Here is a 22,758-nt window from a genome sequence, read left to right as displayed (position 1 = left end):
GTCTTCAAGTGATCGGCCCCTCGTTTGCGGGGAAAGACAGCGTTGCCAACAACCCGCCGAACGCATTGAACGGGAGTACTATTCATTCCCTTGCATTCCTCGAAGAACAATGCGGCATCGATCTAATGCATACGGTGTACGAGAAACCCGGGGCGCCCATAGAAACCCTTTGGCCGGAGTGCCCGGTTCAGAGATCGGTGGCGCGCTACCACGAAATGTCATGTCATTTCCTAGCCATAAATGTCGCTACGCATAATCGTCAAGGGCAACAGCGTGAACAAAAAAACAGGTATCAGAGCCCAGCAGGCCGACCAGACCAAGGCTCGTATTCTCCAGGCCGCGGTCAAGGTCTTCACCCGTGATGGTTATGCGGGCGGGCGGATCGAACAGATTTCCAGTGAAGCCGAGTCCAATGACCGGATGATCTATTACTATTTCGGCAGCAAGGAAAACCTCTTTGTACGGGTGCTTGAACACACTTATGAAGCATTCAACCATGCCGAAAGCATGCTGCGCCTGGACCTTTCGAACCCCGTGCAGGCCCTGCGTGAACGGGTGGCGTTCGTCTGGCATTACTACGTAAAGCATCCGGAATTCGTCGCTATCCTCAATATCGAAAACCTGCACGAGGGCACGCACGCCAGGCAGTCCAGTGAGCTTCGTCGCTTGTCCGGCACCACGCTGGGCGTGATCACACCGATCATCGAAGCGGGTCAGCGACAGGGGGTGTTTCGCCAGGACATCGACATCAATCACGTTTACCTGATGATCGCCTCGCTCTGCTACTTCTATAACTCCAACCGGTACACCCTCACCTCATTTCTTGGTCTAAACCTGGCGGATCAAGGCCAGCAGCAGGACTGGCTGGCGTTCATCAGCGATCTGGTGGTGCGCGGTGTGCTGACACTGCCTGCGTCTCAGTGACTCTCTGATCAATGAGTTCCGGGATTGGCCCGCAAGTGCGCGACCTTCTGCTCCAGCCCTTGCCACGCAGGTTCAGCTGAGGCGAAGCGATTGCGCAGGTATGCCGTCAGTTCGGCGATCTGCCTGTTGGACAGGCTGTCCTTGAAACCTGGCATATAACCAAGATCCGGCGTCGCCGGGTTGGAGATGCCTTGCAAAATGACCTTCAGCAGGTTGTCTGGCAACGTACTGTGAAGACTGGTATTAGTCGCCAACGAGGGACTGACACCAAACAGTTTCGGCCCAAGACCATCGGCGTGACAGCCTTGGCAGGAACCTTCAAACACCCGCCGACCATTGTTCAACGACACCTCTGTGACGCTGGGTTGCGCTACAGTTTCCGTGCTTGAGCGGGTCTGTGCTTGCACCGTGCCATCGAGCGACGCGAGGTAAACCGCCATCGCCCGTATGTCTGCTTTGGGCAGTTTCGCCAATTCGCTAACCACCGGCCCCATAGGGCCCGCCGCGACACCGTGGGCATCGGAATAACCACTGCTCAGGTAGGTGAACAGTTGGTCTTCGGTCCACGGCGTGGGCGATTTGGATAAGCCATTGAGCGCAGGTGCTTCCCAGCCATCGACCATGCCGCCCGCCAGGAAATTTTTACCGCCCTTCTCCGCGCCCATAAGGTTGCGCGGCGAATGACAGGCCGCGCAGTGACCCAACCCATTGACCAGGTAGGCGCCGCGATTCCACTGCTCGCTGCGTTGCGGCTGCACCTGGATTTCGCCCTTGCGCAGGAATAAAGCGTTCCAACCCGCCATCAGCGGCCGCATGTTGAATGGGAACTGCATGTCGTTGACCTTGGCGGGCTGGCTCACCGGGGCCTGTGACATCAAGTACGCGTACAGCGCCTGCATATCGGCGTCGTTGATATTCCTGAAGGCAGTGTAAGGAAATGCCGGATACAGATTCTTGCCATCGCGACTGATGCCATCGCGCATGGCCCGTTCGAACGCGGAATAGGACCAACTGCCAATCCCGGTTTTCGGGTCAGGTGTGATGTTGCTGCTATATAGCGTTCCGAAAGGCGTCTGCATTGCCAACCCGCCCGCATTGGTCGCACCGCCTGACGCAGTGTGACACACCGCGCAATCGCCGACGGCTGCCAGCAAACGCCCTCGCTCCAGCGTCGCCGCAGACCAGGTGCCCGCGCTGGGTGGCGTGATCGGTGCGATTTCCGCACGCCAGGGCAAAGCCGTGGCAGCAACGCCAAGTATCGCGCCGAACGCTGCGAACAATGAGCCGAACAACCATTTCGAGCGCTTGGCCTTTGGCGAATCAGGGGGATTGGCATTCGCTTCGTCCGCCGATCCTTTGAGCGCTGCCAGCACACGCTCAGCGGTGATCGGTAGTTCACGAAAGCGAATCCCGGTGGCGTCGTAGATCGCATTGGCTATCGCTGCCGCGCTTGGCACTGCCGCCGACTCACCCGCCCCCATGGGTGCTTCGTTCTGGCGCGGCATCATTAGCACATCGATTTGCGGCACCTGCGGGAATGTCAGGATCGGGTAACCGCCCCACTCCTTGCTGGCAACGGTGGACTCTTCGAAGGTCACACGCTCCTTGAGCACGCGGCTGGTGGACTGAATCACATTGCCGTGAATCTGATGCTGAACACCGGCCGGATTGATCATCATCCCGGCGTCATGACCGATTACTACGCGGGTGACTGACACTTCGCCGCTGCGCTTGTCCACCGCCACGTCCGCGACCCACGCCGCCCACGCCGCGCCGAAGCCTGGAAATTTGCTGTGAATGTAACGGGCATAGGCAAAACCCCGGCCACGAAGGATGTTGTCTTGTTCCGGGATTTGCATCGGCTGCGTACGCGGTGTCCATTCGGCGCGGGCAGCAGTGGCTTTGACCAGATCCGAGGCGCGCTCATCATTCAGATAACGCAAACGGTACTCGATGGGGTCGACACCCGCGGCAAAGGCCAATTCATCGATATACGACTCATGGGCGAAGGTATTGGGCAGCGCCGACACGCCCCGCATCCACGAAGCCCGAACAATGGGCGCCATGTCGTTTACGCTCACGCGCATGTGTTCAAAGTCGTAGGGTGGGATCGAGGTGCGGTCGCCCATTTCGAACATCGCCGCCACCGGTTCGACACGCCCCGTCAGCAGCAGTGCCAGGGTCGGTGCACCATTGGACGGGTAGCTGGTCTGAAAATCGTAACCGGCCACCCCGCCATCGAGATTGATGCCTCCATCGACCTCCATCAGTTGCGCCGTACCTTTGGGCTCCCATACGTGCTCTTGCTCGCGGGTCAGTTGCACCCGTACCGGCACGCCGACAGCGCGGGACAGTAAAACCGCATCGGCGCAGACGTCGTCGGCGCAATTACGCCCGTAACAACCTGCCGCTTCCATGCGGATGATCTCGATCCGCTCTTCCGGATACTCCAGCAACCATGCCAGGTCAGCGCGCAGCAAGTGCGGATTTTGTGTGCCCGACCAGACGCGAATGCCATCCTCGCGATAATCCGCCAGTGCGCATGAAGGGCCAATGGAGCCGTGCATCTGATACGGCCACAGATAGGTGCGAGTCATGCGTTCGCTGGCCTGCTCCAGTGCCTGGTCTACATTGCCCTTGTCCAGCACGACGCGCTGTATCCGGGGGTTGTCGCGAATGGCCTGAGCGACGTCATCCATGTTCGGCAGTTTGTGGTTCCAGGCTTTCCAAGTGACTTTCAGCGCCTGGGCGGCCTTCGCAGCCTGCTCTTCACGCAGGGCGACCACGCCGACGAAATCGCGAATCACCACCACCCGGACGATGCCGGGAATGTGCGCGATGGAGGACTCGTCCACCTCCAGCAGGCTGTTGCCGACGAAATCACCGCTGTCGAGCCCGGCGTAAGGTGGGCGAATCACCCGGCCATGCAGCATGTCCGGCAGCCGCATGTCATGCACGTAGGTCAGCTCGCCAGTGGCTTTACCGGGAATGTCCACCCGCGCTGCGCCCTTGCCCACCAGCCTATAATCTTCCAGACGCTTGAGCGGCGCATCGCCGGAAATCGTCAAATGGTCACGCTCGCCCTCCACCAGTTCGGCAAACGTGAGCTGGCGACCGTCTTCGCTGCTGATTACCCCGCTGTTTATCCGTAAGGTGTCAGCCGCAACGGCAAAACGCCGGGCCGCCCGAACCAGCAAAAATCGTCGGGCTTCAGCCGCGGCGTTACGCAAGGGGATGGCCGAAATCTGGATCGTCGCACTGGCGATGGTTGCGCCCTGGTTCGGCGCACTGTCGGTATGACCAAGGACCATACTGACTTGGTCCAGCGCCAGATCCAGCTCTTCGGCGACAATTTGAGCCAGCGCAGTACGGATCCCGGTGCCCAGGTCCACGTGGCCGTTGAACGCATAGACCTTGCCATCGTCATTGACCGCTAGGAACAACGCTAGCTCCTTGGGTTTGATGACGGGTACACCACCTTTGGCGACGGGGCCGGACGGTGGCTGTATCTGATCGACGACCAACAAAACGCCGGACTTGGCCAACAGCTGATCACGGGTGAGCGTTGCATGAGTCATGGTCATCAATCCGTTCAAGGCTTTTGACGGGCGGCACGCAGTACCGCACGAAGAATTTCGATATGGGTGCCGCAGCGGCAGAGATTGGCCGACAGTTCGTTGCGAATCTGTGCCTCGCTGGGGTGCGGGTTGCGATCGAGCAAGGCCTTGGCGGTCATGATCATGCCGTTCATGCAGTAGCCACACTGCGCCGCCTGCTCATCTATAAAGGCCTGCTGCACCGGGTGCGGATGCTCTCGGCTGCCAATGCCTTCGAGGGTGGTGATTTCCCGCCCCTCGGCACCGGACAACGGGAACACGCAAGCCCGCGCCGCAACACCATCGATGATCACCGTGCAGGCGCCGCACTCGCCCAGGCCACAACCGTATTTCGGGCCATTGAGCTGTAAATCATTGCGCAGCACCAGCAACAGCGGCGTGTCGGCCATGGCACAGACCGTAGTGGTCTGGCCATTGACGTGAAGCGTCACGGTCTTTTCCGGCGCCAGTGCTTGCTCACTCATGTCGCACTCTCCAGGTGTTACCGCTCGCTCTCTTGATGAAGCGCGGCTTTTTATTAAGTAATCACTACATGAACAAGGCGTGACCGGTACCGCATGCGCAGGCTGCGCAGATCCTGCGCAGTGCCATGCGGGTTCTATAGCTTGATGAGGGGGATGGCTACCCGACTCCTCACGTTACCCCTGACTACATTTTTTTCATGAAGTATCCACTTCATGAATCAGAGGCAAGAAGAATGCCAGGGGCGGTTTCTTACTCGTCAATCGTCGGCGTCATCGATCATTTTGCGCAGCAGATACAGCATCGCGACACGCTCGGCCGGGTTGAGGTTACCCATGGTCAGTTCGCTGACACGGGCAGCATGAGGCACGGTATCACGCACTAATTGCTGGCCACTTTCTGACAGGCCAACGATGACTTTGCGCCGATCTTGGGGGTCTGGTTCCAGGGTGATCAGGTCGCGCGCCTTGAGCCGCTCGACGATGCCTCGAATGGTCGCCTGGTCCACCGCAGTGGCCTTGACCAGCTCGGTTAATGAGCTAGGTCCGGCATCACGCACGGCGCACAGCGTGATGAACTGCACAGCGGTCAGCTGCGAATCGTCGACGTTCTGCTGGAAGATCGCCATGTTGCGCTGGTAAGCCTTGCGCAGCAAATGACCGACCTGCTCGGAAAAGGCATAGGGAGCGGTTGTCTGCGGGGTGTTGTCTGTCGTATCCGGCACGGCGGGCTCTATCAAAAAAAAGTAAGTGGCGTTTACATTAACCTGCGAGGGGGATCAAGGTAACTCAATCGTGATGGGTCACTGTCCCGCCCCGCTCTTTTCTATATCACCGCGCGATTGATGCCTGCGGCGCTACCACATCACCGCCCAGGACCACCGCCTGATCATCAAGGTAGATATCGCAATGGCGTAGCGGGATGTCCAAGTGGCACGGGGTTTTTCGGGTACCGCCCACCTCGGTATTGGGCCCGGTGGAGAACAGGAAGTTGCCGTAGAACGCCCGGGCATCCATGCACATGCCGTCGTTTTTGTCATGCAAGCCCATGGCGGTCCACTGCGCACGCGGCTGCAAACCCCAACCGATATGGGAGATGCCGTACACCTCGGGGTCGTTGAAGTACTTCATGTAGTCGCGCAGGTATTCGGCCTCGAAGCCACCATGGATCGAGGTAATGAAGCCCTTTTCGATTTCCAGGGTGATCTTCTCTCGCGAGTAATTCTTGAACGGCAACAGGATATCGCCGACGTCGATCACCAGTACGCCCTCGGCGGTTTCCTCGTTTGGCCAGGAGAATAGAAAACCGCTGGGCCAGTGATCCCAACGCCCAGGCTCATCGGCAAAACCGTACTCGGTGACCGCAGGGTATTGCCCGAGCAACGCCTTGAAATCACTGCCGGCCCTGGACTTCACGTGGATCGAGCGCGCCTGCTTGAGCAGCTTCTCGGCCGCCATCACCCGCTCTTTGTCCGCCAACGTAGGCAGCATCCGCGCCAGCACTTCCGGTGGTTCGACCGCCAGCAGTATGCGCGTCCCGGTCTTGAGGATCTGCTCCTGCTCCGGCGAGTGCAGCAACATCATGGTGTCGACCACGAGGTCCGCCGCTTCCAGCGCCCGTTGCGCGGCGATATTGCCGGTCAGCGCGGTGTCGCCGCAGTAAGCGGTCATGTCGTTGCCCATGGCCATCGGGTGATTGAATGACGGCAACTCGACCGCATAGACCTTGGCCCCAAGACGCTGGGCGGCGTCCATGGCCGCCCGCACAGTACGCGAGTCGGAGTAGTGGCTTTTCAGCACCGCGACACTTTGAGTGGAGTCCACTTTCGACAGTTTCAACACATGTTCAAACATCTGGGTCAGTTCGCAATCGCTTACCGGCATTTCTTGTCCTCCTCTTAACCTGTTGAGTTCGTTCGACGCCTCGCACCCTGTGCACCAAAGTAAGGCGGCGAGCTTGGCATCTGCACGAATTTGAAGTGTATACGCTATTCAATTGCGATAAAACAGCAAATTGGCGGACGTCTAAAGAGAAGGAGTAAAACGTTACAAAGCGACACACGCCCACTATTTATTGGTTACTAAGCGTTACGCTCACCGTTTATCGTTGATTTTTTATTTTTCAAACGGCCTCTTCCATTTCAAAAACAATAGCGTATACACTCCAATTCGCGGCGAGACGACAACCCGATCTCACCAGCCAAATATTCAAGTCGAAGGAAAAGCCCCATGCGAAACAAACAAAAAATCGCAATCGTCGGCGCCGGCCTAGGTGGCGCTGCTGCTGCCACGCTGTTACAGAAAGCCGGGTTCGAGGTCGATGTTTATGAACAGGCGCCAGAGTTTTCCCGTATTGGTGCGGGCATCCACATGGGCCCCAACATCATGAAAATCTTCCGCCGCATGGGCATTGAGCAGAAGTTGAGCGACATGGGCTCGCACCCTGATTTCTGGTTCAGCCGCGACGGCGCCAGCGGTGACTATCTGTCCCGCATCCCCCTGGGTGAGTTCGCTCGCAAGGAATACGGCGCGGCTTACATCACCGTGCACCGCGGGGATTTGCATGCACTGCAAATGTCGACCATTGCGCCAGGCACCGTGCACTTCAACAAGCGCCTGACCAGCATCGAGGAAACCGATGAGCTGGTACGCCTGCACTTCGGCGACGGCAGCACCACAGAGGTCGATATCGTCATCGGCGCCGATGGTATCAACTCGAAAATTCGCGAAGAGCTGCTCGGAGCGGAAAGACCGCTGTACAGCGGCTGGGTTGCCCACCGCGCCTTGATTCGCAGCGAGGTACTGGCCAAGTACAACATGGACTTTGAAAACTGTGTGAAGTGGTGGAGCGAAGACCGTCACATGATGGTCTACCACACCACCGGCAAACGCGATGAGTACTATTACGTCACCGGCGTTCCGCACCCGGCCTGGGACTTCCAGGGCAGCTTTATCGATAGCAGCCGCGAGGAAATGTACGAGGCATTCCAGGGCTATCACCCCACCGTTCAAGCGCTGATCGAATCCAGTGAAAGCGTGACCAAATGGCCGCTGCTCAATCGCAATCCGCTGCCGCTCTGGAGCCGTGGCCGGATGGTGTTGCTGGGTGATGCCTGCCACCCGATGAAACCGCACATGGCGCAAGGCGCGGGCATGGCCATCGAAGATGCCGCGATGCTGACCCGCTGCCTGCAGGAAACCGGCCTCAGCGATTACCGCACCGCGTTCAAGCTGTACGAAGCCAACCGCAAAGACCGCGCCTCGCGAGTACAGGCGGTGTCTAATGCCAACACCTGGCTGCGCACACAGGAAGATCCGGCCTGGGTCTACGGCTATGACCTCTACGACCACCCACTGAAATCGGAAGTGGCCGCATGAGCACCTTCATTCAGGGCGGCAACGTTCAAGCCAATGGTATCCGTCAGCACTACCTGCGATATGGCGGTCAGGGCAGCACCGGCAAACCGATAGTGTTGCTGATTCCCGGTATCACCAGCCCGGCGATCACCTGGGGGTTTGTCGCCGAGCGCCTGGGTCAGCATTTCGATACCTACGTACTGGACGCTCGCGGCCGCGGCCTGTCCTCCACCGGACCGGAACTGGATTACGGCACCGACGCCTGCGCCGATGACATCGGCGCATTCGCCAAGGCCATGGGCATAAATGCCTATCACCTGGTGGGCCACTCCATGGGCGCGCGCTTTGCCGTGCGCAGCGCAGTGCGCAATCCAGCGGGCCTACAAAGCCTGGTACTGATCGATCCCCCCGTCTCCGGTCCAGGCCGGCGCGAGTACCCGAGCAAGCTGTCGTGGTACGTGGACTCGATCCGCCAATCACTGAGCGGGATGGACGCCGACGCCATGCGCGCCTTCTGCCCGACCTGGACCGAGGAACAACTGCAAATACGCGCCGAGTGGCTGCACACCTGCTACACACCTGCCATCGTCCGCGCCTTCAACGATTTTCATGACGTGGACTTTCATCAGGATCTGCCGCACCTGCCTGTACCTGCCCTGCTGATCGTTGCCGGTCGCGGCGGCGTGATTCAGGCCGGGGACGAAGCAGAAATTCGCGATCTACAACCCGGCATCCAGATTGCTCGCGTTGAAAACGCGGGACACATGATTCCGTGGGATGACCTCGAGGGTTTTTTCGCGGCTTTCGGCGATTTCCTCGGTCAGCCCCTGACCTGAATTCAACGCACGTTGCAAAGGAGACAGCTTGTGATCAAGCCTTATCGTATCGGCCAGATTGTGCCAAGTTCCAACACCACCATGGAAACCGAGATCCCGGCGATGCTGGCAGCACGCCAATTGATCCGCCCCGAACGTTTCACCTTTCATTCCAGCCGCATGCGCATGAAGCAGGTGCGCAAGGAAGAGCTGGCGGCAATGGATGGCGAATCCGATCGCTGCGCGGTCGAGCTGTCTGACGCCAAGGTCGACGTGCTGGGCTATGCCTGCCTGGTGGCGATCATGGCCATGGGCCTGGGCTATCATCGCCAGTCCGAGCAGCGGCTGCGCAAGGCTACCGCCGACAACGACGCCAATGCGCCGGTCATCACCAGCGCCGGCGCCTTGATCGAAGGCTTGAAAGTCATGGGCGCCAAACGCATTGCCATTGTCGCGCCGTACATGAAGCCGCTGACCGAGCTGGTAGTGGATTACATTCGCGAAGAAGGTTTCGAGGTAGTGGATTGGCGCGCCCTGGAAATTCCCGACAACCTGGCCGTCGCCCGCCACGACCCGGCCAACCTGCCCGCCATTGTGCGCGACATGAACCTTGAAGGCGTGGATGTGATCGTTCTGTCGGCCTGCGTGCAGATGCAATCGCTGGGAGTGGTCTCACAAGTCGAGGCCGAAACCGGTAAACCGGTACTCACCGCCGCCATCGCCACCACCTACGCCATGCTCAAGGCACTGAACCTGGAGCCCATCGTTCCGGGTGCGGGCGCGCTGCTGTCTGGCGCTTATAAATAGGATCGTGTCATGAACCAAGAACAAAGTGCCGACGCCAACTATCAGGGCGTGTGGGGCCAGCGCATCGGCTTTGGCAACAAGCCTGCGCTGCTGATGATCGATTTCATGCAGGGCTATACCCAAGAAGGCGCACCGCTATACGCGCCAGGCGTGGTCCGCGCTGTCGCCGAGAGCGTCGAACTGCTGGCCTGCGCCCGCCAACATGAAATCCTGGTCGTGCATACCAACATTCGCTACCACCCAGGGCACTTTGCCGACGGCGGTATATGGGTCAAAAAAGCCCCCGTGATGAAAGACATGATCGAGGGCAACCCACTGGCAGCCTTCTGCGAGCCGGTGCAGCCCAACCCGGACGAAGTGGTCATCAGCAAGCAATACGCCAGCTCGTTTTTTGGCACCAGCCTGGCGTCGATGCTGCACGCCAAAGGTATCGACACCGTGGTACTGGCGGGCTGCTCAACCAGTGGCTGTATTCGCGCGACGGCGGTAGATGCCGTGCAGCATGGTTTCCGGACCATCGTTGTTCGCGAATGCGTCGGCGATCGGCACCCCGCACCACACGAAGCCAACCTGTTCGACATTGATAGCAAGTATGGCGATGTGGTGAGTAAACAGGAGGCCATGTCGCAGTTCAGAAAATGAGAGGGCCATTGGTTTTTCCGGGCTGGCACAGCGCCCTCCCGGGCAAGCCTGCAACCTCCACAGATTCACGCTTTACCGAATACCGGCAGAAATGGATATCTGCCGCCGAACCAGGCCGTAGAGCACTGGTCGCCAAATACTGAGCAAGGGTCGACATCAAACCCTGCCCAGTCTTCTGACACTGCCTTTGGAAGCCGCCAACCGGTGCTACCAAAGCATTGATCCGCGGCTAAACAACAATCACAAAGTCACCGCCAGGAGACACCCCGATGCCCTCTGCAAATGTAAGTACACCTACTGCGACCACCGTCGCAGACCCCGTCCAGGCGCTTTACCGCAAGATCACCTGGAAGCTTATTCCCTTCCTCTGCTTCTGCTATCTGGCTTCATATCTGGACCGGATCAACGTCGGCTTCGCCAAACTGCAAATGCTCGAGCATCTGCAGTTCAGCGAAACGGCTTTCGGCCTGGGCGCCGGTCTGTTTTTCGTCGGCTATATCATTTTCGAGGTTCCGAGCAATCTGGTCCTGGAAAAAGTCGGGGCAAAGATCTGGATCGCCCGCATCATGATCACCTGGGGGCTGCTCTCGGCCTGCACCATGCTCGTCACTTCCACCACGCAGTTCTACATCCTGCGCTTCCTGCTCGGCGCCGCCGAAGCGGGCTTTCTGCCGGGGGTGCTGTATTACCTGACCACCTGGTTCCCGAGCTATCGCCGCGGCCGCATCATCGCCTTGTTCATGATCGGCCTGCCGTTGTCCAGCGTGCTCGGCGGCCCGCTGTCCGGCTGGATCATGGGGCATTTCGATAACGCTGGCGGCCTGCGCGGCTGGCAATGGCTGTTCCTCCTCGAAGCGATACCCAGCGTGTTGCTCGGTGTGCTGACCTTCTGGGCCTTGCCGAACAACTACCGCCAGGCCAAATGGCTCAACGATGACGAGAAAAACCTGCTGGAACAGGAACTGCGCGCGGACGACGCCGACTCCACCGGCAGCAAGCACAGCTTTCGCGACGGTTTCTTCAACCTGAAGGTGTGGATGCTCGGTGGCATCGACTTCTCGATCCTGCTCAGCGCCTATGCCATGGGATTCTGGATGCCGACCTTCATCCGCAACGCCGGCGTCGTCGATACCTTTCACATCGGCGTGCTCACCGCGTTGCCGAGCGTCGCCGCGTTGCTGGGCATGCTGTTGATCGGCGCCAGCTCCGACAAACACCGCGAACGCCGCTGGCACATCATCGTGCCCTTTCTGGTGGGCGCGGCAGCCATGGCCAGTGCGCCCTTCTTTGTCGACAACGTGGTGGCGACCGTGGCGCTGTTCGCTATTGCGTCGGCGGCGATCATCGGCGCCGTGCCGGTGTTCTTCAGCCTGCCGGCAACCTTTCTCAAAGGCACCGCGGCGGCCACCGGCTTCGCCCTCGCCTGCTCGGTGGCGAACATCGCCGGGCTAGTCAGCAACTCGCTGATGGGCGTGGCCATCGACGTCACCGGCAGCAGCGCCGGCGCACTGTGGTTCTTCGCCGGCTGCCTGATTCTCAGCAGCTTCCTGGTGATCGCCCTGCCGGCCAAGCTGGTCAATCGTTGAGACACGTCAGCCAGGCGACTGCGTGTCCTGGTGTGAGTCGCAAGAGGATCTCATACAGCCCCCCTTGCGGCTGATCCCACCGACGCGGAGCAGCTCAAGCCAGGCCCGCGAGCCAACAGCCACCCCATGTTCAAGCCCCTCCTGCGGACAGGCCACGACCTCGTCTGACGGGAGGCGCTTTGTCCTCATTCCAGAGATCACCAGCATGCACATTCCTGCACTGCGCAAAGCCCATGCAATCAGCGGCACCCTCGGCGGCTGCCTGACGCTGGGCCTGGCCCCGCCACTGCTGGCCGAAGAAGCCGGCTTCATCGAAGGCGCGACGGCCAACCTGCAACTGCGCAACTACTACTTCAGCCGCGATTTCTCGGACATCGTCGGCCCCAACAAGCAATCCAGGGCCGAGGAATGGGCCCAGGGCTTCATCCTCGATGCCCGTTCAGGCTACACCCAAGGCAGTATCGGTGTCGGTGTGGACGTGCTCGGCCTCTACGGTGTCAAGCTCGACAGTAGCCCGAGCCGGGCCAGGACCGGACTGCTGCCGACACACGACGACGGCAGGTCCGCTGATGAATACGGCCGCCTGGGTGCGGCGATGAAACTCAAGGTCTCCGGCACTGAGCTGAAGGTTGGTGAGCTGCGGCCCAACCTGCCGGTACTGGTCTACAGCGATCTGCGCCTGCTGCCGCCGACCTACCAGGGCGCTTCACTGGTTTCCAACGAATTGTCCGGACTGACCCTAAACGCTGGCCAGCTGCACTCCACCAGCCTGCGCGACTCGAGTAACACCCAGGAGATGTATGCACTGATCAATGACCCGATCAACCCGGCGCGTATCGCCAATTTCACCAGCGACCGCTTCAATTATCTGGGTGCCGACTACAGTTTCAACTCCAATCGCACCAGCGTCGGTCTCTGGCAGGCGCAACTGGAAGAGATCTACCAGCAGCGTTACTACAGCTTCAAGCACGCCGAGCCAGTAGGTGACTGGACGCTAGGCATAAGTGTCGGCTACTTCGATGCCCGCGACGACGGCCGGAGCATCGCCGGCAAGCTCGATAACCATGCACTGTTCAACCTGTTGTCGGCGAAGCGCGGCGGCCATACCTTCTACCTGGGCTACCAGCAGATCGGCGGTGACGACGGTTTCATCCAGATCGGCGCCAACACCAACCCGCTGGGCAACACCCTGCCCACTTACGAGTTCGCCGCACCGGACGAACGCTCCTGGCAAGTCCGTCACGACTACGACTTCGTCGCCCTCGGAATTCCCGGTCTGACCACCACTCTGCGCTATGTGACTGGAGACAACGTCACCACTGGGCGGGGGTTTGAAGGTCAGGACTGGGAGCGCGATCTGGATATTGGCTACGCTGTCCAGAGTGGAGTGCTGCGTGGAGTGGGTATCCGCATCCGCAACGTTACTGCGCGCTCCAACTACCGTAGCGATATTGATGAGAACCGGCTGATCCTCAGCTATAACATCAGCCTTTTCTGATAGCCGTACCCGCCGGAACTTTCAGGCAGAGTAAGCCAAGAACCTGGGCACCATCACCAATGGTGCCCAGGAGCCGACGTGGCGAAGCAGAGCTTCAGCGAGCATCATCACCCTCGGGAAGATCACCCCGTAGTGAACCGGCGGTTGAGGCGCCACTACGCAAGGACCCAACATAAATCAGTAGCACGCTTCGGGCACACGCTACGCTTCCATTTTCGCCTGCAGGCCGCTCACCGCTGGAGAGTGGGCTGGCTCACAAGCATGGTGAATGGTGGTCTTGCGGTATTTCAGCATCCCGCCAATGTGTGTTCACGCCCACGTGCCGACGCAAGACTGCCCCACCTCGAAATTGGTACGAAACCAGCGTAGGCGAAGGTTCGAGAGGAGTCAGACTGGATCAGTGGCATTTCGGCAACTGGATCAAATCGGTGTCGGCACGAACACTGGGGAGGGCATTGGTACACCGAAATCTTGCGTCCATCGCCTTCCCAAGAGGTGAGGATTCCACCGAAAGCCATCCGTTTGGCAGGGGTAAAAACGACCAAAAATAAAAAAGGGTCGCGAGATAAAATCTCGCAACCCTTTGAATTATATGGTCGGGACGGAGTGATTCGAACAATCGACCCCTAGCACCCCATGCCATTATTTTGTGGAACTCAGTGGACGAATAGAGACGTCAAAAGACGGGTAGAACCTAGATAAATAAAGGTCTAAAGACTAGAATCCACGTCTATGAAGATCCATGAACGCCTACTGACAGCCGACGTTTCTGTTTACCCCTTTGTTTACCCCTGAGACCAGCATGACCAGATACCCTAAAGCCGGTAAAGGCGGAGAGTGGAAAGTTAAAGAACTGCAGGCTATCCCTGCTGATTGGAAAGGCGACACCATCAGTGACGGAGGCGGGCTATCTGGCGAGGTACGCGTAAAAGCAGACGGCTCTATCAGCATCCGCTTCAAATACGCATTCCGCTGGCATGGAAAGGTAGCGTGGCATCAGTGCGGAACATTCCCTGACACCGGGGTCGCCAACATCCGTACCGAACGCGACCGGGCACGCCAGAAGGTAGCCGAAGGCATCAACCCTAGCGTCGAGAAGAAGGCAAACAGGATCAAAGAACAAGCAGCCAACGAGGCCGTCATTGCTGAGGCCGAACGCAAGGCCACTGAGAATTTGACGGTAGCCGACCTCTTCGACGAGTGGCTAAAAGATGGTGTAGCCCGACAGGACGGTAATGCAGAGCTGAGGCGCAGCTTCGGAAAGAACGTGCTTCCCTTCATTGGCGAGAAAGCGCTGCGTGATTTGACCGAGAAGGATTTGCTCGCAGTGCTACGAGCTTTACGGGCACGCGGCCTGAACCGGGGCGTAGTCATCCTGAACAATGATATGGGTCAGATGCTGCGGTGGGCGGAAAAGCGGAAGCCATGGCGCGGCTTGATGATTGACGGCAACCCAGCCGAACTGGTGGAGGTCAAAAAGCTACTCGACCACGACTACCAGGAACAGCGCGATCGGGTTCTGTGTGCGGATGAAATTAGGGAGTTGCGCGACATTTTCGAGCGCATGGAACGCGACTACGCCGCCCTGCCGGCCGGCCAAAAATATTCCGGCGTGCGTCCCCTGGAACGAAAAGCACAGCTCGCATTGTGGATATGCCTGAGTACCCTCTGCCGCATCGGTGAACTACTAAAAGGTGAGTGGCAACACGTCGATCTAGAAAATGGAACGTGGCTCATCCCAGCTCAAAACACCAAAGGACAGCGAGGCAAGCGGCAAGACCACCATGTCTTCCTTTCCCCCTTCGCCCTGCGTCACTTCAGGGAATTGCATACCCTGACCGGTGAGACCTCATATCTATTCCCCGCCACAAACAATACCGACCATGTCGACCTCAAAAGCATTTCCAAACGCGTGGGCGACCGGCAGGAGAAATTCAAGAACCGAAGCAAGCCGCTATCAGGCCGCCGCCATGACAACACACTGGTACTGAACCAAGGCACAAAAGGTGAATGGACGCCGCACGACCTGCGTCGTACGGGCGCGACGATGATGCAGGAGCTTGGCGTCACCTTGGAAATTATTGACCGTTGCCAAAATCACCTTCTAGGTGGCTCCAAAGTACGCCGACATTATCTGCATCATGACTACGCGAGCGAAAAGCGTAATGCCTGGCGCATTTTAGGGGAACGGCTGGAAATGCTGGCCAATTCCGACGCGGAAAGAGTGTGCGAATGGGAAGTACCTGACGCGTAGCAATCGAACTCTCAATCCCCTCATGTCTACATGCCGGATCCAAGTATTTCCAAAGAGAGCTACTAAGCTCACTGAAATTCCCCTGGAGCGGGCGTGATGGCCAAAATTAAGCACGATGAAAATTTTCCGCACTGGTTTGACTTAACCCGCTACTACCCCGCTAAGTCATTCACAGCCGCAGAATGGTATAGGCAGCTCGCGGTGAGGCAATACCTGTGGAGGTTGACTGCCATCCCCCTTGAGCCATTCCGTTCAACAGCCGCTCCACAAATTCAACTTCTCGGAGAGAATCCGCTCGAAGCAGCCGTTGAACTTCAACGGTACGTAAAGCTAACAACTCACGAACTCACGCCAGAAAAACTGGCGGCCCGTCCGTTCACTCATACCGACCTAGCTTTATTTCTGCCTTTGATTGATCCCATCAACTTTTCCGGTGAAAAGGCAAATGACCCTATTTTTTTGCCGGATTTTTACAAACACGGTAATGATCCCAAAGACGTACTAATGCGGCTCGATCTAACCAGGCCCATCGCGGAAGTATTGGCTGCGATAGAGGCGCAAATGAACAGACTCGGTGCTCCGATAGCTCAACAGCCTCGGAAAAAATCAAAACCCTTTTATGAACGCTGGTCGCGTTATGGACTGCTGGCCTATCTCGATTTGAAACTGTGGGGACGGGTCACAGGTAAGCAAATCCCCCGCCGGCTTTTGGCCGACGCCTTGGCGCCACTCGGGATCGACGAGGACCGGATTCGTACGGTTGCTGTGTTAGCCAAAAATTTGATGAACGACCTTTCCACGCTCCAGCACCGCGTCACGCTTGAAAGTCAAGGCAACTTTTAGTGCCTGAAACTTGCCTCGTGCTTTTCAATTTTGAGGCATTGAATACATAGTGAACCCAGCAAAGCGTCCAGTGGACGCAAAGGAGTTTGCTATGTCCGCACCAACCAACACACGTCGTATCCTACGCCTGCCTGAAGTGATGGCTATCGTGGGCTTCGGGCGCGCTCATATCTACAACTTGATGGCAGAAGGAAAATTTCCGCGTGCGCAACGCATTTCAATTCGCGCGGTTGGCTGGGATTCCAAAAAAATAGATGAATTTGTTGCGCAACAATTGGGGGAATGAAAATGACCCTCAAACAACAAAACAGCCCGGTGGGGACATGGTTCAATCAACAAAATAGCGAGCACCAGGAAACTGCCATTGGCATCAGCATCCGGCGAGAATTTGTATCTTCGCCGAATGCCCGGATGACCACCGACATTCTGCTGGAGAGCGACGGCGAATCGGCGCAGCAACGCGCGGCAATAGTGAGGCTCCACTCGCTGATAGTTCACAGCGCGCTGTTATTCGATGAGTTGCCCGATGAGGTGGCGGCAATAGCCTTCCGCGATGCTTTCGAGTTACTCGTCACCACACCCATCTTTGACGACGACACTCACCAATACTGGCACACCCTAGACGCGGCTCGCGAAGTCGCGAGGCGAATTAGTAACAGCCGCATCACCGTCGCGGTCCGCAGGGTGGGTGGCAATCATGAGCACGACTGATGTTCGCGCCCTCAAATCCCGTGTCTCACTCGCCGGTCTGATCTGCCAGTCGATTAATCTGAAAAAAAAGGGCAATGAGTACCTCGGGTTATGTCCGTTTCATAACGAAAAAACCGCAAGTTTTACCGTCTACCGCAATGATAACCAAGAGGAACGCTATTACTGTCACGGCTGTCGCGCTGGTGGTGATCATATTGACTGGATAACCAACTTCCTGGGCGTGCCCCATGAGCAAGCAATCGAGAAACTGCAACGCCTTGCCGGCGACCCCCAAAATGCGCCGGACAATGGCAAGCAAAAATCGATCTGGAAGGCAGGCATTCCGCCAGCCAACGAACCGCCCCCCGCTGAGCTATGGAGCAAAAGACATAATCGCCGTCTCCCCGTCGTGGGCGCGTGGGCCTACCGCGATGGGACTGGCGCGCTGCTGGGTTATGTCTGTCGCGTCGAACTCGACGGCCACAAGGAAATTATTCCACTGCAATGGGACAAGTGCGGGAAGTGGCGGCAGCATGCCCTAGAAGCCCCGCGCCCGTTGTACGGCCTTGAATTACTCGCCGTCCAACCTGACGCCCAAGTGGTGGTGGCCGAGGGCGAAAAGGCGGCGGACGCCGGTCGCCGCTTACTAGCCGGGACCGGCTTGTTGGTTATCACTTGGCAAGGTGGCTGCAACGCCTGGAAAAAAACCGACTGGGCGCCACTGGTGGGGCGCAAAGTCGCACTGTGGCCAGATGCCGACACCGTGGGCATCGCGGCGATGATCAAACTTGCCGACTACTTGATCTCAATCGGTGTGTCCGTACGGCTCATCCGACCCGAAAGCGGCTGGCCGCCAAGTCACGACTTCGCCGACCTGGAGCAAGACGACTGGACGGGTAAACAGACGGTCAGTTTTCTGCTAGGGAATGTCGTCGGGACTGATGAACTGCGGCCGGTCGAGGCTAAGCCGCCGCATTATATAAAAGAAAAAACACCAGACTGCAAAGACGAAGAAAAGAGCCAAAGGCAGGCCAACAAGCTCGTGGCGTTCGTCAGAGAGCGCTTTGATTTGTTCCATGATTCGAACACGGATTGCTACGCCAAGGACCTCGAAACTGGAGAGGTGTCAAGACTGAACTCCCGTTACTTCCGGGAGAAAGTCGTTGCCATCCTTTATAAGGAAACCAAAGGTGTTATCCGCGACCTCGCTTTCCGTGAGGCTCTAGGTACCTTGTCCGCAGTCGCGCGGTTCGAAGGTGAACTACAGCAGGTCAATCTACGTATTGGCCAAACCCGCGATAGCTACTGGCTCGACTTGTGTATACCGGGTAGCAGCCGTGCTATTGGTTGGAACGCCAAAGGCTGGGAGATCATCGATAAGCCAGAGGTTTCCTTTGTGCGCGGGGAGTCGATGCTACCGCTACCAATTCCTACTGTCGGTGGCGACATTGCTCCGTTGTGGGATATTGCGAACATCTCTGAAAATGCCCGCCTGTTAGTTGTAACTTGGTTGGTCGAGACTCTGCGGCCTGACACACCTTTCCCAGGTCTGGAGTTGCAGGGCGAACAAGGAACTGGCAAAAGCACAACGGCATCGGCTTTGCGTCAGCTATGCGACCCAAACGTTTGCAACTTGCGCGGGGCGCCGAAGACGGTGGAGGACATTTACGTTGGTGCTGGTGTAAATCACTTGGTTTGCCTTGAGAACATCAGCCACTTGTCGATTGGAATGCAGGATGCTTTCTGCATTCTATCTACCGGAGGCGGCCATGCTACCCGTACGCTTTACACAAACAACGAAGAAACTGTCATTTCAGTACGACGCCCCTACATCATCAATGGCATTACCGCCGCCATTACCCAGCAGGATCTGCTCGATCGCACTATCTGCATTGAGTGCCCAGTTATCGAAAGGCGGCAGATCTCCGTGGCACAGCAGCAAGCTTTCGATAAAGCCCGCCCCGCAATTCTGGGCGGTCTTCTGGATATTGCCTGCCGCGCCTTAGCAGAGTTGCCAACTATCGAACTGGATCCACGAGAACGCCCTCGCCTGACTGAGTTCGTCATGCTGGGCATGGCAGTCGCCAAGGTCATGGGTAAATCACCGAAGCTGTTCCTGAAGCAGTTCACGGAAGCGCGCAAGGAAAGCATCAGTCGAGTCATCGACACCAGCCCTGTTGCGAGCGCCATAGTGGACATGGTCGAAGCCCGGCCGAACGGCATTAATGCCACCACTAAAGATATCTTAAGCGTATTGGCTAACTATCGACCCGATGGCTGTGATTCTTGGCCAAAACAACCTAGAGGGCTGGGAGACGCCCTCCGCCGTGTCGCACCTGCTTTGCGGCAGTTGGACATCGAATGCATGAGCCAAGGAAAAGGTAGTGGTGGTGTAGTTCGTTGGGCCATCCATAAGAAGACTCCCGCTCACATGTCCCAAATGTCTCAAGTCCCAAAAGCCAGTGCAGGAATGTTGGGACTTGGGACTTACGGGACTTCACCTGAGGGATTTTCTTTCGATAACAGCGATGAAGAGGACATCTGATGACCGCCATCGGCTATCTCCGCGAACGAGGGTTCTCTGCCCGTAAAGTCGGTATGCGCGTTCGAGTGTCGCCCGCCTCAAAGCTGACTGACGAAATCCGGCGCTATGTGAAATCGAACCGCCTGGAGTTGCTGGCGGAACTTGTGGCGAATGATGGCCGCGAGCGCAGAGTTTATTGGCACATTATATGTGGTGGCGAACGGCTGTGCGTGATGATCGGCGAACCAATGACCTACGCAGAGGCCTTGGAGACTGCCCGCTCACACTGGCCGGAAGCAGACGTTTGCCCATAACATTGCTGCATACTCTATCCCTTGCCGGATATGTGGCACGTCCCCCCGACATAGGTTCTTCTACCCTGCGCAATAACGCGGGTAATTCGAAGCCCGACTTTCGCCAAGTTCATCGCGTAAAACGAGTGACCACCATGGCCGGCTGTAGTTAGCACCGCGCCAGGAAGAACAACCGCGCATACCGCTAATAAAGGGGGGATACGGTTGACTGGCTCATACCTTGGCGCTCACTGAATCCCTGAAGAGTTGAGCTTAACGGAGAGACGCGGATGACGCCGGAGTGATCGCACTTAGCGCTGGATCGTGCCCTCATCCGGGACGCCTGGGACTTACCATAAACGGCGTTATTCGCTGACCTTGGCTCGGCTTACCGGTCGATTTCGGCCCTTGACCACAGACAGAAAACGGCTAGAAGCGGCCATTCAGAATGCACCGCCGCCGGCTGTTTGATGCCTGCCACTTGAATACCCGAAGACCCGCTGATTACACCCAGAGAGCGAGCAGAGCCGATTAGCCCGCTCCCTGCTTTGCGCGACATCACAACTATGACCACCGGGCTTGATAAAACCAAAATACAAACACAATAAAGAAACACTAGGGCATTTGAAATTTAGTAAAACTACTAACCGGAATCACAACTTGAAACCTAGTTCGATCTGTATATGTGCCTGAATCACCACCTTTCGTAGATGTGAGCCCATCAAAGTCCTTCGTGGAAACATTGAGAACGCGAACATCAAGCTTCACGAGCGGAACCCACTCAAAAGATAATAATCCAGTAGGTTCACGAGTAGCTGACTTCCATACAATGTATCGATAATCAACGTCTATACGATTACAAAGCTCAACATTGTTAGCGTGCGAGACATCCAATCCAAAGCCGGGGACATCCGTATGTTCAACCCACCTCAACCGATCAGCAAACTCTTTGGCAAATGACAACTTCATTGTCTTAAAATATATGATTCTCGACAAATATAGGTCAAGCCCCACCACATTCATTGCATTAGGCAGAGCTTCGTATCGAACCCCCTGAGTCGGGCTTTTTCTTTTGAACTCTAAGACCTCCACCCTTCCTTCTTTGTTTATGCCCACAGCGTCAAGATCGGAAAGATAGATACCGAAAAAATTCATCATGCAACGCATCGAAAATAGCCGCTTAAGCCTTTCCGTACTTTCATTCGCGAGCCAGCCGCTGATATCCCATCCTTCAGAAGCATCACATACTCTTAATTTAAATAGCGCAGAACGCACGTTCTTATTAAGCATCCGCTGATAATTCTTTGCCATCTCATTATAAAAATACCCAACCCCTCCGTTAGCCTGAATGGTTATCTCATAGACTTTCCATGCTATATCAGGGATATCCTCACAGAGAGAAACTTGAGGAATCACAGAAAAAAATATATCCCGCCGATTACCTTTCTGAACAGCCTTGATAAACGCGCAACTTATCTTGTCAATGGCGTTACCATCCGAAATCTTGAACCAAAATCTATCAAGAGAACCCTTCTTTTGTTTCACATAAGCCCACCCAAAACTTAGCTCTTCTGAGCACTCAAGTTCATTGCGTTTGGACAAGTAATTTTCAAAGTAAATTTCGGTAACAATACTAGGCAGCCGCTTATTGTCTAGTAGTTTTTTCGGATCAAATTCAACTCGGTGAATCCAGTCAATTAACTTCTTCTGGTCTGTCATTGCACCTACCTTTTTTAATGGGACAATCGACGAATTTTAAAAACACAAAAAGTCGCTGGTTTTGCCGAGCGGTGGCACCCATCTTAAATTGGCTTCCCCCTGCGAGCGTTCACGGAACCGATATATCGACTCACCGATTAGAGAAATTTTATGGAAGTAACTTTTATGAGGCTTCAGGGTAAGGGATAGTCTTCTACCTTTTACAACGCCAAGTGATACTAAAATAAAATGCCCAGTTGCTACCTACCTGATAGGAAATTCCTTCTGTGACACGACGTCGGATCTATGGGCTGGTGACGCTATCAAATCGCCACCCTGTTGTCTACGCCCAACTTTGGGTCCAGTTGCGTGAAAACGCCGTCAATGATTCGAGCTAGGCACCTCTACAGATGATCTACGAACCCCCGGTTGGAACCAGTGACGGCCAATGGAGAGCATTGACGATGCTGCTTTCGAATCTAGAAACAACGGGGTTGTCGTAATCGTTTTGGTGCTTCTCTTCGAAGTCGCGGTTGCTGCAATTAGGTCTAAGCTAGTTAGACGGGGGTACTCGCCCGAGCCGGCTGGCGCCCCCCATCCATCGCGCGGACATTAGGAAACCCAAGCAGCTATGTCGCGGAACATCCGAGTTGCAATTGTACTTAGCGGCCTCTGGCTAGGTGGCATCGCCATTTGGCTATGTGCGGAATATCTAAACATTCTCCCAGGGCAGTGCGTACTCTATGGAA

Annotated in this window: 18 protein-coding genes; 13 read left to right on the top strand and 5 right to left on the bottom strand. The window is 56.7% G+C overall.

Translation table 11 applies throughout. The features are described from left to right. Nucleotides 1-240 precede the first annotated feature (240 nt). Nucleotides 241-924, top strand: a complete 684-nt coding sequence (locus QMK58_RS11125; RefSeq protein WP_172681839.1) for a TetR/AcrR family transcriptional regulator — start codon at nucleotides 241-243, stop codon at nucleotides 922-924. An 8-nt stretch (nucleotides 925-932) separates the two neighbouring features. On the opposite strand, the gene QMK58_RS11120 is transcribed toward QMK58_RS11125, so the two are convergent. The 4 genes from QMK58_RS11120 to QMK58_RS11105 all read right to left on the bottom strand — a co-directional run bounded on the left by QMK58_RS11120 (nucleotide 933) and on the right by QMK58_RS11105 (nucleotide 6,886). After that, nucleotides 933-4,502, bottom strand: a complete 3,570-nt coding sequence (locus tag QMK58_RS11120; protein ID WP_053161386.1) for a molybdopterin cofactor-binding domain-containing protein — start codon at nucleotides 4,500-4,502, stop codon at nucleotides 933-935. A 14-nt stretch (nucleotides 4,503-4,516) separates the two neighbouring features. Next, nucleotides 4,517-5,005, bottom strand: a complete 489-nt coding sequence (locus QMK58_RS11115; protein ID WP_046043577.1) for a (2Fe-2S)-binding protein — start codon at nucleotides 5,003-5,005, stop codon at nucleotides 4,517-4,519. A 257-nt stretch (nucleotides 5,006-5,262) separates the two neighbouring features. After that, nucleotides 5,263-5,727, bottom strand: a complete 465-nt coding sequence (locus QMK58_RS11110) for a MarR family winged helix-turn-helix transcriptional regulator (RefSeq protein WP_053161311.1) — start codon at nucleotides 5,725-5,727, stop codon at nucleotides 5,263-5,265. Between the two features lie 106 nt (nucleotides 5,728-5,833). Beyond that, nucleotides 5,834-6,886, bottom strand: a complete 1,053-nt coding sequence (locus QMK58_RS11105; RefSeq protein WP_046043574.1) for a 2,5-dihydroxypyridine 5,6-dioxygenase — start codon at nucleotides 6,884-6,886, stop codon at nucleotides 5,834-5,836. A gap of 345 nt (nucleotides 6,887-7,231) precedes the next feature. On the opposite strand from QMK58_RS11105, the gene QMK58_RS11100 reads away from it, so the two are divergent. The 12 genes from QMK58_RS11100 (at nucleotide 7,232) to QMK58_RS11045 (ending at nucleotide 20,332) form a co-directional block, all read left to right on the top strand. Further along, nucleotides 7,232-8,380: an FAD-dependent monooxygenase gene (locus QMK58_RS11100; protein ID WP_053161310.1), complete on the top strand. Its 1,149-nt coding sequence runs from the start codon at nucleotides 7,232-7,234 to the stop codon at nucleotides 8,378-8,380. Further along, on the top strand, nucleotides 8,377-9,195 hold the full coding sequence (locus tag QMK58_RS11095) for an alpha/beta hydrolase (protein ID WP_320396297.1): 819 nt from the start codon (nucleotides 8,377-8,379) through the stop codon (nucleotides 9,193-9,195). The genes QMK58_RS11100 and QMK58_RS11095 overlap by 4 nt, the downstream gene beginning before the upstream one ends. 30 nt (nucleotides 9,196-9,225) lie before the next feature. Beyond that, nucleotides 9,226-9,981 carry an Asp/Glu racemase gene (locus QMK58_RS11090; protein WP_053161305.1) on the top strand — a complete coding sequence of 252 codons (756 nt, stop codon included), beginning with the start codon at nucleotides 9,226-9,228 and terminating at the stop codon, nucleotides 9,979-9,981. A 9-nt stretch (nucleotides 9,982-9,990) separates the two neighbouring features. Further along, on the top strand, nucleotides 9,991-10,623 hold the full coding sequence (locus QMK58_RS11085) for an N-carbamoylsarcosine amidohydrolase (protein ID WP_053161304.1): 633 nt from the start codon (nucleotides 9,991-9,993) through the stop codon (nucleotides 10,621-10,623). 269 nt (nucleotides 10,624-10,892) lie between these two features. Beyond that, entirely contained in the window at nucleotides 10,893-12,209 is a 1,317-nt protein-coding gene (locus QMK58_RS11080) for an MFS transporter (RefSeq protein ID WP_053161302.1), read from the top strand. Between the two features lie 205 nt (nucleotides 12,210-12,414). After that, on the top strand, nucleotides 12,415-13,707 hold the full coding sequence (locus QMK58_RS11075) for an OprD family porin (protein ID WP_156322373.1): 1,293 nt from the start codon (nucleotides 12,415-12,417) through the stop codon (nucleotides 13,705-13,707). A gap of 802 nt (nucleotides 13,708-14,509) precedes the next feature. Beyond that, nucleotides 14,510-15,961, top strand: coding sequence for a tyrosine-type recombinase/integrase (locus QMK58_RS11070; RefSeq protein WP_320396296.1), 1,452 nt, complete (start codon nucleotides 14,510-14,512; stop codon nucleotides 15,959-15,961). A gap of 96 nt (nucleotides 15,962-16,057) precedes the next feature. Beyond that, nucleotides 16,058-16,804 (top strand): DUF6387 family protein, encoded by a 747-nt coding sequence (locus QMK58_RS11065; RefSeq protein ID WP_320396295.1) that lies wholly within the window; start codon nucleotides 16,058-16,060, stop codon nucleotides 16,802-16,804. 91 nt (nucleotides 16,805-16,895) lie between these two features. Beyond that, nucleotides 16,896-17,090: an AlpA family transcriptional regulator gene (locus tag QMK58_RS11060; RefSeq protein ID WP_320396294.1), complete on the top strand. Its 195-nt coding sequence runs from the start codon at nucleotides 16,896-16,898 to the stop codon at nucleotides 17,088-17,090. A 2-nt stretch (nucleotides 17,091-17,092) separates the two neighbouring features. Beyond that, a complete protein-coding gene (locus QMK58_RS11055; protein ID WP_320396293.1) occupies nucleotides 17,093-17,515 on the top strand; it encodes a hypothetical protein in 423 nt (140 codons plus the stop codon). Continuing rightward, entirely contained in the window at nucleotides 17,502-20,039 is a 2,538-nt protein-coding gene (locus QMK58_RS11050) for a CHC2 zinc finger domain-containing protein (RefSeq protein WP_320396292.1), read from the top strand. Before QMK58_RS11055 ends, QMK58_RS11050 begins: the two co-directional genes overlap by 14 nt. Further along, the gene (locus QMK58_RS11045; RefSeq protein ID WP_320396291.1) at nucleotides 20,039-20,332 is read left to right on the top strand and encodes a hypothetical protein; all 294 of its coding nucleotides are present in this window, start codon (nucleotides 20,039-20,041) and stop codon (nucleotides 20,330-20,332) included. Before QMK58_RS11050 ends, QMK58_RS11045 begins: the two co-directional genes overlap by 1 nt. A 594-nt stretch (nucleotides 20,333-20,926) precedes the next feature. Here QMK58_RS11045 and QMK58_RS11040 read toward each other — a convergent pair. Then, nucleotides 20,927-22,030, bottom strand: coding sequence for a hypothetical protein (locus tag QMK58_RS11040; RefSeq protein ID WP_320396290.1), 1,104 nt, complete (start codon nucleotides 22,028-22,030; stop codon nucleotides 20,927-20,929). Between the last annotated feature and the right edge of the window lie 728 nt (nucleotides 22,031-22,758).

This window comes from Pseudomonas sp. P8_241 (genome assembly GCF_034008315.1).
Taxonomy (GTDB): Bacteria; Pseudomonadota; Gammaproteobacteria; order Pseudomonadales; family Pseudomonadaceae; genus Aquipseudomonas.
This window is presented reverse-complemented; position numbering and strand designations above follow the sequence as displayed.

Coding starts and splice junctions, on each gene's coding strand:
- QMK58_RS11125 (WP_172681839.1), top strand. CDS start 241: ATGTCGCTACGCATAATCGTCAAGGGCAACAGCGTGAACAAAAAAACA.
- QMK58_RS11120 (WP_053161386.1), bottom strand. CDS start 4,502: ATGACTCATGCAACGCTCACCCGTGATCAGCTGTTGGCCAAGTCCGGC.
- QMK58_RS11115 (WP_046043577.1), bottom strand. CDS start 5,005: ATGAGTGAGCAAGCACTGGCGCCGGAAAAGACCGTGACGCTTCACGTC.
- QMK58_RS11105 (WP_046043574.1), bottom strand. CDS start 6,886: ATGCCGGTAAGCGATTGCGAACTGACCCAGATGTTTGAACATGTGTTG.
- QMK58_RS11100 (WP_053161310.1), top strand. CDS start 7,232: ATGCGAAACAAACAAAAAATCGCAATCGTCGGCGCCGGCCTAGGTGGC.
- QMK58_RS11095 (WP_320396297.1), top strand. CDS start 8,377: ATGAGCACCTTCATTCAGGGCGGCAACGTTCAAGCCAATGGTATCCGT.
- QMK58_RS11085 (WP_053161304.1), top strand. CDS start 9,991: ATGAACCAAGAACAAAGTGCCGACGCCAACTATCAGGGCGTGTGGGGC.
- QMK58_RS11080 (WP_053161302.1), top strand. CDS start 10,893: ATGCCCTCTGCAAATGTAAGTACACCTACTGCGACCACCGTCGCAGAC.
- QMK58_RS11075 (WP_156322373.1), top strand. CDS start 12,415: ATGCACATTCCTGCACTGCGCAAAGCCCATGCAATCAGCGGCACCCTC.
- QMK58_RS11070 (WP_320396296.1), top strand. CDS start 14,510: ATGACCAGATACCCTAAAGCCGGTAAAGGCGGAGAGTGGAAAGTTAAA.
- QMK58_RS11065 (WP_320396295.1), top strand. CDS start 16,058: ATGGCCAAAATTAAGCACGATGAAAATTTTCCGCACTGGTTTGACTTA.
- QMK58_RS11060 (WP_320396294.1), top strand. CDS start 16,896: ATGTCCGCACCAACCAACACACGTCGTATCCTACGCCTGCCTGAAGTG.
- QMK58_RS11055 (WP_320396293.1), top strand. CDS start 17,093: ATGACCCTCAAACAACAAAACAGCCCGGTGGGGACATGGTTCAATCAA.
- QMK58_RS11050 (WP_320396292.1), top strand. CDS start 17,502: ATGAGCACGACTGATGTTCGCGCCCTCAAATCCCGTGTCTCACTCGCC.
- QMK58_RS11045 (WP_320396291.1), top strand. CDS start 20,039: ATGACCGCCATCGGCTATCTCCGCGAACGAGGGTTCTCTGCCCGTAAA.
- QMK58_RS11040 (WP_320396290.1), bottom strand. CDS start 22,030: ATGACAGACCAGAAGAAGTTAATTGACTGGATTCACCGAGTTGAATTT.